Source organism: Maribacter sp. PR1 (genome assembly GCF_028464145.1).
In the GTDB taxonomy this organism is placed as follows: Bacteria; Bacteroidota; Bacteroidia; order Flavobacteriales; family Flavobacteriaceae; genus Maribacter.
This window is the reverse complement of record NZ_JAQPCG010000001.1, coordinates 782,818-796,574: the sequence shown is the minus strand read 5'-3', so window position 1 is coordinate 796,574 and position 13,757 is coordinate 782,818. Positions and strand designations below refer to the sequence as shown.

11 protein-coding genes are annotated in these 13,757 nt (G+C 38.7%); 10 read left to right on the top strand and 1 reads right to left on the bottom strand.

Features of this window, described 5'->3' with window-relative positions; genetic code table 11:
* The first annotated feature begins 165 nt into the window (after positions 1 to 165).
* Positions 166 to 1,077 (top strand): helix-turn-helix domain-containing protein, encoded by a 912-nt coding sequence (locus tag PP182_RS03420; RefSeq protein WP_272649920.1) that lies wholly within the window; start codon positions 166 to 168, stop codon positions 1,075 to 1,077.
* Positions 1,078 to 1,300: 223 nt separating this feature from the next.
* On the opposite strand, the gene PP182_RS03415 is transcribed toward PP182_RS03420, so the two are convergent.
* The gene (locus tag PP182_RS03415) at positions 1,301 to 2,521 is read right to left on the bottom strand and encodes a site-specific integrase (protein WP_272649919.1); all 1,221 of its coding nucleotides are present in this window, start codon (positions 2,519 to 2,521) and stop codon (positions 1,301 to 1,303) included.
* 546 nt (positions 2,522 to 3,067) lie between these two features.
* On the opposite strand from PP182_RS03415, the gene uxaC reads away from it, so the two are divergent.
* The 9 genes from uxaC to PP182_RS03370 all read left to right on the top strand — a co-directional run bounded on the left by uxaC (position 3,068) and on the right by PP182_RS03370 (position 13,691).
* Positions 3,068 to 4,471 carry a glucuronate isomerase gene (uxaC, locus tag PP182_RS03410; protein ID WP_272649918.1) on the top strand — a complete coding sequence of 468 codons (1,404 nt, stop codon included), beginning with the start codon at positions 3,068 to 3,070 and terminating at the stop codon, positions 4,469 to 4,471.
* 20 nt (positions 4,472 to 4,491) lie between these two features.
* Positions 4,492 to 5,532 (top strand): sugar kinase, encoded by a 1,041-nt coding sequence (locus PP182_RS03405; protein ID WP_272649917.1) that lies wholly within the window; start codon positions 4,492 to 4,494, stop codon positions 5,530 to 5,532.
* A 25-nt stretch (positions 5,533 to 5,557) separates the two neighbouring features.
* Positions 5,558 to 6,229, top strand: a complete 672-nt coding sequence (locus PP182_RS03400; protein WP_272649916.1) for a bifunctional 4-hydroxy-2-oxoglutarate aldolase/2-dehydro-3-deoxy-phosphogluconate aldolase — start codon at positions 5,558 to 5,560, stop codon at positions 6,227 to 6,229.
* 86 nt (positions 6,230 to 6,315) lie between these two features.
* Positions 6,316 to 7,782: a tagaturonate reductase gene (locus tag PP182_RS03395; RefSeq protein WP_272649915.1), complete on the top strand. Its 1,467-nt coding sequence runs from the start codon at positions 6,316 to 6,318 to the stop codon at positions 7,780 to 7,782.
* The gene (locus tag PP182_RS03390; RefSeq protein WP_272649914.1) at positions 7,772 to 9,388 is read left to right on the top strand and encodes a UxaA family hydrolase; all 1,617 of its coding nucleotides are present in this window, start codon (positions 7,772 to 7,774) and stop codon (positions 9,386 to 9,388) included. Before PP182_RS03395 ends, PP182_RS03390 begins: the two co-directional genes overlap by 11 nt.
* 94 nt (positions 9,389 to 9,482) lie before the next feature.
* A complete protein-coding gene (locus tag PP182_RS03385; protein WP_272649913.1) occupies positions 9,483 to 11,030 on the top strand; it encodes an aldehyde dehydrogenase (NADP(+)) in 1,548 nt (515 codons plus the stop codon).
* A 354-nt stretch (positions 11,031 to 11,384) separates the two neighbouring features.
* Positions 11,385 to 11,762, top strand: a complete 378-nt coding sequence (locus tag PP182_RS03380; protein ID WP_272649912.1) for a hypothetical protein — start codon at positions 11,385 to 11,387, stop codon at positions 11,760 to 11,762.
* Positions 11,763 to 11,886: 124 nt separating this feature from the next.
* A complete protein-coding gene (locus tag PP182_RS03375) occupies positions 11,887 to 12,933 on the top strand; it encodes a sensor histidine kinase (protein WP_272649911.1) in 1,047 nt (348 codons plus the stop codon).
* Positions 12,930 to 13,691, top strand: a complete 762-nt coding sequence (locus tag PP182_RS03370) for a LytR/AlgR family response regulator transcription factor (RefSeq protein ID WP_272649910.1) — start codon at positions 12,930 to 12,932, stop codon at positions 13,689 to 13,691. The genes PP182_RS03375 and PP182_RS03370 overlap by 4 nt, the downstream gene beginning before the upstream one ends.
* Positions 13,692 to 13,757 lie beyond the last annotated feature (66 nt).

The window sequence follows — 13,757 nt, the reverse complement described above, 5'->3', positions numbered from 1 at the left end:
AAGTGGCTCAATGTGTAGGTAAAGAATTTTTTTCAAAAGTATAGGTTGTCCACATGCTTGGACTTACCCAAATTACGGTTATACCTACCACTATTACAGATTTTGCTTCAACCGCTTGAATAACTGGTAATCAATGGCCTATCTTTAACAAAAAGTTAGAAGTCAATGAAAAATGTACTGCACATAGATACCGTTGGAGATTACCTTAATTTGAGAAAACAAGAGGTGTTGCACCCTTTGGTGGGTATCGTTGATTTTGAGAACGTAAACAAAGAAGGCTACGAAAACAAAGACTATGATGCCTTTCATTATAATTGCTATGCTGTTTTCTTGAAGGATGCCAAGGGATGCAAAATGCATTACGGGGGGAAGCCCTATGATTATGATGAGGGAACCCTTGTCTTTATGGCTCCCGGTCAAACCATTGAATTAAGCGGCTTTGACCCTGATTATGTACCCAAGGGGTATGCAATACTATTCCACCCTGATTTATTGATAGGTACGGAATTGGGCAAAAAATTACATAGCTATAGTTTTTTCTCCTATTCAAGCAATGAAGCGCTGCACCTTTCGGCTAAAGAACGGAAGGTAATTCTAAGTCTACTTGAAAAAATACAGTTTGAGTTGGAACAAAACTTGGACAAGCACAGTAAAAAGTTGATCGTAGCCAACATTGAACTCTTTTTGGATTATTGCACTCGTTTTTATGATAGACAATTCATTACACGAGAGGTAGAAAATATAGGTTCTTTGGAGAGATTCGATGTTTTGTTGAGCCAGTACTTTTCATCAGATAAACCACAAAAGCATGGCACTCCAACTGTGGGTTACTTTGCGGATCGCTTGCACCTTTCGCCCAACTATTTTGGAGATTTGGTGAAAAAGGAAACGGGAAAATCTGCCCAAGAGTACATCCAGAACAAGCTGATAGAAGTTGCTAAGGAACGCGTATTTGACCCATCAAAATCTTTAAGTGAGATAGCATATGAATTAGGGTTTAAATATCCACAACATTTCACAAGGCTCTTTAAACAAAGGGTAGGACATTCGCCAAGTGAATTTCGGAATTTGAACTGATTTTTCAGTTAAAAAGGAAATAGGATAGAGAATAGGGTTCTTTTTATTTTCAAAATCATTTTCAAAACTACAATTCTTTAAAAGGGCCGATTTACGGCACACTTTTCCTAGTCTAGACGAATTTTGTGTAACGTGTCCCATTAGCCGTCTCTTTTAGTAGTTTCATTAAAAATGTTTTTACGAAACTTTTAATTCGTCGAATATATAATTGATTTGAGCATCTTTAGAGAACATTCAGCTCCTCTTGATAGGTATCAAGAACATTGCTTGGAAGAGATTTTAGGTAAATCTGTGTAGTGGATAATTTACTGTGACCTAACATCGAAGAAATTGCTGGCAAGGGAATATTCTTAAATAGGGCGTGGGTGGCAAAGCTATGCCTTGAAACATAGGAAGTCAAACGTTCTTCAATTTCGCAAAGCTCTGCAATTTTCTTAAGACCTTTGTTATAATTTTTTAGTGCCCATTGCGCATCTTTATATTGAAGTTCTAGGGAAGCTCTCTTTAGAACTGGAAGAATGAAGTCTTTTCGTGTCTTTTTGGTGGTATAGAATTTTAAAATCTCCTGCATTTGTTCAGTTACCTTAATATCGTACATTTTAGATGTTTTCTTACGCTGGAATTTGATTCTGCCGTCCACAATATTTTCCTTTCGTAGAAACGCCATATCAATAAAGGACATCCCCATGGTCATATAGGAAAGAAGAAAGTAGTTTCGGTAATGAAACAGGGAATGTTCCTTACTTAAATCCAGCTCTAAAATTCTTTTGATATACTTAACCTTTATTGCTCTTTTTTCAGTTGGATTCGTTCTGATCTGATATTTGTAAAAAGGATAATATTCCCTCTCTATTATATCGTCCTTAATGCCTTTGTTATATATCGCTTTTATAGTTCGCATGTAGGAAGCTAAACCGTTTTGGCTATTGCCGGGTTTTGATAAGTGAAAACGTTCGAAACGTTTTAAAAAGTCATGGTTCAATTCGTTGAACTTTAAATCCTTTTGTTTTGTGAACACTTTTAGAATACTTATCACCCCTTCATAGTTTCGAGCAGTACCGAACCGCTGCGCAATCCTTAATTCCTTTGCTTGATTCAGACCATATACATAGAAAGAATCATACTTTGTTTTTCGAACTATTTTATCTTTTAGTTGTTTAACCGATAAAAAATCCAGTTCTCCTTTGTAATGCAGTCGGTTAACAATTTCTTGAGCTTTGGCTAGTTCTGTGAGGAGCAGGTTGTTCAAAAACTTTACAGATTTCACCCCTTTATAAGAACGTTTTACCTGTTTTTTTGAATCGTCCCAATATATTTTTTCTACGGATTGCCCAGTGGCAATCGAAGTGGTTTTTTGATAGTGACCCAATCGGATAATTATAGGAAATGAATTATCCTTTCGTTTTCTTCGGGTATCCAAACTTAGGCTTAAACTCGTCTGCATATTCTAAAGGTAGATAAAAATTTGCACATAATTTGCACATAAATATATGGTTTCAAATCAGTTTAAAAAAGACTGAATTTTATTAATTAACTAATAATCAATTAAATATAAACTGAAACATATCAATATGTTTCAATAATCCGACCGCTGTTAATCAGAGGGTCCTTGGTTCGAGCCCAAGAGGAGGAGCAAATTTAGAAATCCAATCTATTCAGTTAGGTTGGATTTTTTTATTTTTTATTCCTTCTAATAAAGCCAATAGCATTCTCGATTTCAGCTTGAGATTTATCTAATTCATATATTTTATCTTCGCTAATAGCATACATTCTTAAATTCTACAGAAAGAAAGTATATTTAGATTTTTGAATCATTAAAAAATGTAATAAGGATAGAAATATCAATAACGTGGTACTTTTTATTAAAAAAGAGTACTTGAAGTGTTTTTTAAATGATTTGTTTTTATTTTACTTACCTCTAAATGATTTGGAAAAACGAAAAATAAAAACCGGTAACGATACAAAAAAGAATGCATAGAAAATTTACTTTATGGTAAAAACCAGTTTTATAACAGATAAATTTTTATTACAAAACAAATTTGCGGAGGAGTTGTATCATAACTATGCGGCCGATATGCCTATAATAGATTACCACTGCCATTTATCGCCCGCTGAAATTGCGAACGACCATACTTTTGAAAATCTGACCAAAGTTTGGATCGATGGGGATCACTACAAATGGAGGGCTATGCGTACGTTCGGTATCGATGAAAAATTTATTACGGGGAATGCGTCGGATCGTGAGAAGTTTGGGCAATGGTCTAAAACGGTTCCATATACACTTAGAAACCCTTTATACCATTGGACGCATTTGGAGCTTAAAAGATATTTTGATATTGATGTTTTATTGAATGAGAATACGGCCAATGAAGTTTACCAAGAGGCATCCCATAAATTAGGAACTCCAGAATTTAGTTGCCAGCAGCTCATTAAGAGAATGAATGTGGAGGTGGTCTGCACCACCGAGGACCCTACGGACAGCTTGGAGCATCACGAAAAACTGGGAATGAGTGATTTCCCAGTAATAATAAGTACGGCGTTTAGACCGGATAGGGCGATACTAATCTCAAAACCGGATTACTTGGGATATATTGATAGCTTATCCGAGGTGAGTGGAGTATCGGTAGACTCTTTTAAATCTCTATGCGACGCCTTGTCCTTACGCTTGGATTATTTCGAGGAAAACGGATGTAAATTATCAGATCATGGTCTAAGTTATGTGCCAAATAAGGCGTATACGGACCAAGAAATTGAAGCCATTTTTCAAAAAAGAAGAGAAAATAAGTCTATAACGGTTGAAGAGGGTGAAAAGTTTCAGACAGCACTTTTGTTATTTCTATGTGAACAGTATCATAATCGAAATTGGGTACAGCAATTCCACTTGGGGGCATTGAGAAATAACAATGCAAGGATGAACCGATTGTTAGGTCCTGATACTGGTTGGGATTCTATTGGCGATTATAAGCAAGCAGAGAGTTTGTCCGGATTTTTAAATGCCTTGGACACTAGGGATGTTTTGGCAAAAACCATCCTCTATAATCTTAATCCAGCAGATAATGAGGTCCTTGCAACAATGATTGGAAACTTCAACGATGGAAGGATAAAGGGTAAAATGCAATTTGGTTCCGGTTGGTGGTTCTTGGACCAAAAGGATGGCATGACAAAACAGTTGAACGCACTTTCCAATATGGGCCTTATTAGCTGCTTTATAGGTATGCTGACAGACTCTCGAAGTTTTCTGTCCTATCCTCGCCACGAGTATTTCAGAAGAGTACTTTGTAACCTTTTTGGTGAAGAAATGGAAAAAGGTGAAATTCCACAGGATTTTGAATTGGTGGGAGGTGTCGTCCAGGATATCTGTTACCGTAACGCCAAGGAATATTTTAATTTTTAAATAATAAATCTGTTCATAGTATGAAAAGAGTAGTCACTTTTGGAGAAATTATGCTCCGTTTGTCGCCCCCGGGGTTTTTAAGGTTCTCCCAAACCAACCAATTCGATGTGGTTTACGGTGGAGGGGAGTCCAACGTAGCGGTCTCCTTGGCAAATTATGGTGTGCCAGTGGATTTTGTAACACGGCTTCCCAAGAATGATATCGGGGAATGCGCCTTGATGGAAATGAGGAAAAGAGGTGTAGGTACCCAAAAAATAGTATATGGTGGAGATAGGTTGGGAATCTATTTCTTGGAGACCGGTGCCGTATCAAGGGGCTCTAAGGTAGTCTATGACAGGGCACATTCGGCCATTGCCGAAATTAAACCCGGAATGATCGATTGGAATGCCGTTTTCAACGGTGTCGGCTGGTTTCATTGGACGGGGATAACTCCTGCTATTTCCCAGGGTGCGGCGGATGTTTGTCTGGAAGCGGTGAAGGCCGCCGACGAAAGGGGTATCACCATCTCCACGGATCTAAATTACCGCGCTAAATTATGGAACTATGGGGGAGACCGTGAAAAAATCATGACGGAACTTACCTCATACTGCGATATTATATTGGGTAATGAGGAAGACGCGGAGAAACATTTCGGGATTCATCCGGAAGGACTGGACGTACATAAGGACGGCCAGGATGTAAAGGCGGAGGCATTCCTTTCCGTTTGCAAACAAATGATGGAGAAGTTTCCTAAAGCAAAAAAAGTGATAACCACCTTAAGGGGCTCCATATCGGCTTCACACAATACATGGGCGGGCGTGCTTTGGGACGGTAAGAAAATGTACGAGACGCGCCAATATCAGATAACCGATATTGTGGATAGAGTCGGCGGTGGGGATTCCTTTATGGGCGGCCTCATCTATGGCCTAATGAAGTATTCCGGGGACGACCAAGCGGCCCTAGATTTTGCAGTGGCCGCATCCTGCCTGAAGCATACCATAAAAGGGGATGCCAACCTTGTCACCGTGGGTGAGGTGGAAAAACTAATGGGAGGCGATGCTTCCGGAAGGGTCGCCAGATAATCAAATTAAACTAAGAATCAATTTTATGGCAAAATACACAAGATTAGAAGTTGTAGCAGCAATGGAAGAAACTGGAATGGTCCCCTTATTCTACCATCCAGATATCGACTTAGGGAAAAAAGTTATGAAAGCCTGTTATGATGGTGGTGCTAGGTTGATGGAGTTCACGGCAAGGGGAGATTTCGCTTTTGAAGTTTTTTTGGAACTAAACAGATATGCTATTAAGGAACTTCCCGGAATGATTATGGGCGTAGGTTCCATAACCGATGCGGGGGCGGCCAGTATGTTTATGCAAATGGGCGCTAATTTTATTGTGACACCTTCTCTTAGGGAAGACATTGCTTTGGTCTGTAACAGAAGGAAGGTCATGTGGTCACCCGGTTGCGGAACCCTGACAGAAATTAATAGAGCAGAGGAACTTGGGTGTGAAATCATCAAACTCTTTCCAGGTTCTACCTACGGCCCCGGTTTTGTAAAGGCCATCAAAGGTCCTCAACCTTGGACAAGTGTTATGCCCACAGGTGGTGTAAGTACGGAAGAGAGTAATCTCAAAGCTTGGTTCGAAGCGGGTGTTACCTGTGTGGGTATGGGATCTAAGCTTATAAGTAAAGAGGTCTTGGCGAACAAGGATTTTAATGGGTTGCGTAAAAATGTTGCGGAAACCTTACAGCTTATCAAAACCATAAGGAATAGATAACTCCTTAAAAGCTTTATGTCAATATTGATTTTTTGGGATACGATTATGAATTTGTTCCGGGTAACTTTTTTTCTTGCTTTAAACGTATGAAGGATTTAAACAGAAATACTATCTCCAATACTAAATTATCACCGATAAAGGTGGTTCAATTTGGTGAAGGTAATTTTTTACGCGCCTTTGTAGATTTTGCTTTTCACACATTAAACGAGGTACTTGGTTTTAATGCGGGGATAGCAGTGGTACAGCCAATTGAAGAGGGTATGGTGCCCCTTTTAAATACCCAAGATGGATTATACACCTTATTTACAAAAGGAATAAAAAATGGAAAAGAAACCCAAGAAAAAGTACTGATTTCCAACATTGTGAAAGGGGTCAACCCCTATTTACATTTTGAAGAGTACCTTGAATTGGCCAAAGAAGAGGAGTTGGAATTTGTAATTTCCAATACTACAGAGGCCGGTATCAGTTATGATAAGGGAGATACATTGCAGATGTCACCTCCTAACTCTTTTCCTGCAAAACTGACCCGTTTTCTGTATGAAAGATATAAGCATTACAAAGGAAATGAGAATAAGGGGCTAACGATTATCCCTTGTGAACTTATTAATTACAACGCGGATACTTTAAAAAGGATAATATTGGACTATATATCGCTTTGGGAACTTTCTGAAGGATTTAAAAATTGGATTATAGATGCTTGTTCCTTTCACAATACATTGGTAGATCGAATTGTACCGGGTTATCCAAAAGATCAAATTGAGATATATAATAGCCAGCTGGAATATAGAGACCAACTCATTGTTAGTGCGGAGACCTTTTTTTTATGGGTCATCGAGGGCAATTCGAGCTTAAAGGAAAAACTTCCCTTTCACAAAACTGATTTGGATGTTAGGATTGTGGGCGACCTGCAGCCTTACAGGACTAGGAAGGTCAGGATATTGAATGGAGCACATACGGCGATGGTGCCCTTTTCTATACTTTACGGAAATGAGACCGTAAAGGAAACAATAGATAAACCCTTAACGGGTTCCTTTGTTCATTCTTTAATATTTGATGAGGTCATTCCCACCCTGGACATGGAAAGAGAAGAGCTGGAGACCTTTGCGAATGCCGTATTTGATCGATTTAAAAACCCCTTTATTAGGCATCAATTATCTAGCATTGCCCTAAACACAGTATCCAAGTTTAAGGTAAGGGTGTTGCCAAGTCTATTGAAGTATGTACATTTAAAAAACGAGTTACCTGTACGAACTGTATTTTCCTTTGCTTGTTTGATTCGATTCTATAAAGGAAGCTGGAAAGGAAAGGAATTGCCCATAAACGATGATGATACCATTATTACCTACTTTAAGGAACTTTGGCAATTGGAAGATTTAAATCAAATAGTGGAACACGTATTGGGAAATGTATCCTTCTGGGAGACCGACTTAAACAAGGTCCAAGGTTTGTCCAAAGCTGTGGTTATAGCATTGGAATGTTTGGAAAAAGAGGGTGTTGAAAATGGATACAAAAACTATTCAAAAAAACTAGATACAAAAAGGCATGCAACGTAGATTGATAAAAGTTCAGGAAACGGATAACGTAGGGATTGCCCTTGTGGATTTATCGAAAGGGGAAAAGATTCGTTTTGAGGGTGAGGACATCGTAACGCTTTCGGATACCAGAGCAAAGCATAAAATAGCTCTGGAAAGTTTAATGGAAGGGGATAAAATAATAATGTACGGTGTTTTAGTAGGTAAGGCGACCAGTACAATTGATAAAGGAGGGCTTTTAACCACGGAAAACGTTAAGCATCAGAGTGCTATTGTAAAAGCGAAAACTCAGACCTTTTCCTGGAACCCGCCGGATGTTTCCAAATGGAAAGACAGAACATTTATGGGGTATCACCGACCTGATGGGCAAGTCGGCACTCAAAACGTTTGGTTGTTTTTTCCGTTGGTTTTCTGTGAAAATAGAAATATCGAAATTTTAAAGGAAGCTTTCGAAAAGGAATTGGCTATAGGGAAGATAAGTAAGCAGCGACAATTATTACGTAACCTAATCCATGGAAACGATATAGGTTTTAACGATGATAATTCGGAAAATACCCAAAGAACCTTTGAAAATATAGAGGTCAAATTCATTACCCATCAGGGGGGCTGTGGTGGTATACGTCAAGATTCACAAACTTTGGCAAAATTATTGGCAGGCTATGTTAAAAATCCGAACGTAGCAGGTGCTACCGTGCTAAGTTTGGGTTGTCAAAATTTACAGATTAACCTTCTAAAGGAAGCATTGGATACATTGGATTCCAATCTCCAAAAACCGGTGCTCGTCTATGAACAGCAACAGATGGGAACAATAGAGGGAATGTTGAATACCATCATTAAAGAATCCTTTGAGGGAATAAAAGAAGCAAATAAGATTCAAAGAGAACCTGCACCGCTTTCTAAACTAAAAATGGGATTGGAATGTGGCGGCTCCGATGGGTTTTCAGGGATTTCTGCAAATCCGGCCTTAGGGTATGCCTCGGATATTTTGGCAGCGTTAGGAGGTTCACCCATTCTATCGGAATTTCCAGAACTCTGTGGTGTGGAACAAGAATTGGTAAACCGATGCGTGAAAGATGAGGATGCCTCACGTTTTATTCAGTTGATGAAAGATTATGAGGCTTCGGCAGAACAAGTGGGTTCGGGGTTTGACATGAATCCATCCCCTGGAAATATTAAGGACGGACTAATTACCGATGCGATGAAATCCGCGGGAGCGGCAAAAAAAGGAGGAACTTCACCCATTCAAGCTATTTTGGATTATGGGGAATATGTGGTCAAACCTGGTCTGAACTTGCTTTGTACACCTGGAAATGATGTGGAAAGCACAACGGGTATGGTGGGCTCAGGGGCTAATGTAGTTGTTTTTACTACAGGTCTGGGAACACCAACCGGAAACCCTATAGCTCCTGTACTCAAGGTGTCCTCCAATACGGAATTGGCCAAACGAATGCCAGATATTATTGATATTGATACCGGAGCGGTTATTAGGGGAGAAAGAACCATTGAGGAAATGGGCGAAGTAATTTTGGAGAATGTAATCAAGGTGGCCAGTGGTGAAATAATTGCTAAGGCGGACCAATTGGGACAAGATGATTTTATTCCTTGGAAGCGCGGCGTTTCCCTTTGAAAAAGGACTAAATAGTTGTTTAAAATCGAGGTTAACTTTACTACATTCCGTAATTTTAAGGTACATAAAAATTTTACCAGAAAAAGCAAATACAATGAGCAGCGAAAAAAACTACTACCAAGCAATAAATCCAGCAACAGGTGAGACTTTGCGCGGGGAATTCAAGAATTCTACGGATCAAGATGTAGATATAGCGGCAAAGAATGCGGCCAGTGCTTTTCAAACGTATAGAAAAATTGATAACGAGACGAAAGCCAAGTTTCTGGAACAAATAGCTATTGAAATTAATGCGTTGGGAGACGCATTATTAGAGCGTTGCCACTTGGAAACAGCACTGCCTTTAGGACGACTTACCGGAGAACGTGGAAGAACCATGAATCAATTAAAGTTATTTGCGAATGTGGTAAGGGAAGGTTCTTGGGTAGATGCAAGAATAGATTTGGCCCAACCTAAAAGGGAACCTCTTCCAAAATCAGATATACGACATATGTCAATTCCATTGGGTCCGGTAGCCGTTTTCGGGGCCAGTAATTTTCCGTTGGCCTTTTCCACGGCCGGTGGTGATACGGCATCTGCTTTGGCTGCCGGATGTCCAGTAGTATATAAGGGACATCCTGCTCATCCAGGAACTACGGAAATGATTTATGGGGCCATCCAGAATGCGATAAAGAAAATGGGACTGCCCGAAGGAGTATTCTCATTGGTTCAAGGTACCTCTATAAAAGTTGGTGAGCACCTTGTAAAACATGAAGATATAAAAGCGGTCGGTTTTACAGGTTCCTATAATGGAGGTATGGCCATTTTCAATTATGCCAATTCACGTCCGGTCCCAATTCCTGTTTTTTCGGAAATGGGAAGCACTAATCCCATGTTTATTTTACCGGGTGCCTTGGAAGAAAAGGCAGAACAATTGGCACAAGGATACGCTAATTCCCTAAATATGGGTGTTGGTCAATTTTGTACAAACCCAGGACTAAGCTTTTTTTCAAAGAGTGAAAATTCGGAAGTTTTTATGAAGGAACTTTCGGAACAAATCAATAGTACTGAACCTGCCATTATGCTGACTTCCGGAATACAATCCGCTTATAATAGTGGTTTGGAGGAATTTGCCAAAAATGAAAAATTAAGTCTACTGGGAGAAGGTAAAAAACCAAGTGACCAGATTGGGGTAAAGTCCAAGGTTTTTAAAACCACTATAGATGCCTTTCTTCAAAACAATAAATTGTCCGAAGAAAATTTCGGCCCTTCTTCCCTTTTGGTAGAAGCTTCAACTAAAGAAGAAATTCTAAAAGCAGCAAGGGAGTTGGATGGTCACCTTACAGCCACAGTACATGGTACGGATGAAGATTTGAAGGAGTACGCTGAGCTTTTTGAGATATTGGAACAAAAAGTGGGTCGCGTCTTGGTAAACGGTTATCCTACTGGAGTGGAAGTTTGTCACTCCATGGTACATGGAGGCCCTTTCCCGGCTACCACGGCACCGAGTTCAACATCTGTTGGTACCAATGCTATAAAAAGGTTTGTTCGCCCTGTTTGTTATCAAGATTATCCGCAAAATTTACTGCCAGATGTCCTTAAAAATAACAATCCCTTGGACGTATGGAGACTTGTAGACGGAGAATTTACTAAAAAAACGATATAAGGTCAGGTCAATTAACGAAGTTTTGATCTTTAATTTGGATTTTGGGGTATTTCCAAACCCTAGTTCATAACTACATCGAAGCTTCGTATAATTTACTTCACCTACTATAAAATTCTAACCGGATTTTGTAGTAGGTTTTTTCATTTTATTGGTTTCTTTCGTAATCCCATCAGGGGCCAAATTTTAAATAATCACTACCACTTAAAAATTTGGTTTCGCTTCATCTTGCAATGAAGTCGCTTCAGTTTGATTTTCAGTCACTTCACTTAGAAAGTCTACAGAGAACAGACCTTCAATATTACATTTGTCCTGTATTTTAATCATAAAACAATTAAGAATTTAAAAATAAATATCATGAAAAAATTAAGTGCATTATTAGGTATCGGAATCTTGGGAGTACTATTGATCTCTTCAACGGCAAATCATTATTGTTCAGATATGGATAACAATTCACATAAACCAAAAGTTTCCTTTAATCCTTTTGCGGAAGGTCTTAAAATGGAAATGGCATCTGCTAATTTGGACGCTAAAGAAATAGTACTTTTTGAAGAGGAAGTAGAAGTGGATTTAGGTTTTAATGCTGCCGATTATCTTCCGCTTGGTTTCAATGCTTACGAAGGTATGGAACTCGATGCTAATGAAATTGTAGTGTTGGAAGATGAGGAAGAAGTGGTGTTGGATTTTGATGTTACCCAATATCTTCCGGAAAATTTTGATGCTTATTCAAAATAGGTGGTTGATTGTTGTTAGTTAACACCTTCTATAGGTCTTCATTAATTTGGAGGCCTATTCTCCTTCATAGCCATTGCATTCACCTGACCAACCAAAATTGATGTAAATTTGAAACCACACCATTATGTATATCGCCACCATGTATAAACCCGTAAAAAACGGCCAGATAATTAAGGTATCCCTTTTGTTGGCACTTTTAATATCACTACCTAGGTCTATTTACCTATACAATCTGTTCAGCGATGGTAATATGGATCTTTCCGGTGATTTGGTAATAGACTTCACTTATCGCTACGTTTTTTTCGCTTTATTTTCTTGGATTGTACTACAGTTAAATACCAATTTGGCCTATTTAAGATTTAATGGTTCCACTTCAGTTAGGACAATTATTTTAATTCTGACGAATATTCTTATTCTCCTAGTATTCTTGGCTATTTTCAACTTCTTGTTTCCATGGGTCACCGGTGAGGAAGTAAGTGAAAGGACTCGCGGTTTCAGCAATTTTAACTATACCGTGTTAATGGTAGTGCTTTTTTTTATTTCACGGGTATTACGACTTCAGATAGACCAACAAGAAAGTAAATTGGAGAACGAAAGGTTGAAACAGCAAAATTTACAGAATGAACTTGCCGCATTAAAAAATCAGATTGACCCCCATTTTTTGTTCAATTCCTTAAATTCACTCACTTCCCTAATCAGGGAGAACAAACCCGCGACACAATTTGTGAACAAACTATCCCATATGTACAGGTATATTTTGCAAAGTGGAGATTCCGACATGGTCACCCTTAAGGAAGAATTAAAATTTTTGCAAAGCTATGCCTATCTCATTGAAACACGATATAGAGATAGATTTAACCTAAACATAGAAATAGGGGACAACTATTTAGATGAAAAAGTACCTCCCTTGGCCTTGCAGCTTTTGGTTGAAAATGCGGTAAAACATAACGAGATATCCGCATCTCATCCCTTATATGTCAATATATTTCAAAACAATGGATCCTTATTTGTAGAAAATAAGATAAGGCCAAGGACCAATTTGGCGGAAGGGACCAAAAATGGGTTGGCAAACTTGAAAAAAAGGTACGAATTACTTTTAAAACAGCAACTTACCATCCGTACGGATAACGACACGTTTAGTGTGGAACTTCCATTAACCAAAGAACCATGAAAGTAATCATTGTAGAGGACGAATTGGCAGCTAGCGAAAACCTAGCTTATCTACTTCAATCCATTGATAATGATATTGAGGTTGAAAAGGTGCTGGAATCCGTAAAGGACGCTTTGGAGTTTTTTGCTATGCCTTATGATGCTACCTTGATATTCATGGATATCCATTTGGCGGATGGACTTTCCTTTGAAATTTTTGAGAAAGTAGAAGTGAATACCCCTATTATTTTTACCACGGCCTATGACCAATACGCCTTAAAAGCTTTTAAGGTAAATAGTATAGATTACCTATTAAAGCCAATTGATGAAGATGAACTCAATGAGGCAATCAATAAATTTAAGAACCGGACCCCTGAAAAAGGTATTGATCAACAACAAATTGAGGGTTTATTAAGTCTTATAGGGGATAGCAAAAAAAAGTATAGGGAAACTTTTTTAGTCAGTCACCGTGATGAATTAATTCCTCTAAAAACTCGGAATATCGCCTACTTTAAAATAGATACTGGGGTGGTCAAGGGGATAACGGTAGATAACCAACCCTATGTTATGGACCAGAAACTGGAGGAAATAGAAGAAGAATTGGATCCTTCTATTTTCCATAGGGTCAATAGACAATTCATAGTACGGAAAGATGCGTTGGAAAGCATCAAGTTCTACTTCAATGGAAAACTTATCGTAACGCTTAGCCCTGCGTGCGATGAAAAAATTGTGGTGAGTAAAGCGAAGGCCACCCCCTTTAAAAATTGGGTGAATTCCTAACTATAATTAACCCGATATATAATACTTTATTCTTATTGTATCTTTGGGAAAGGACTATTTAGATAC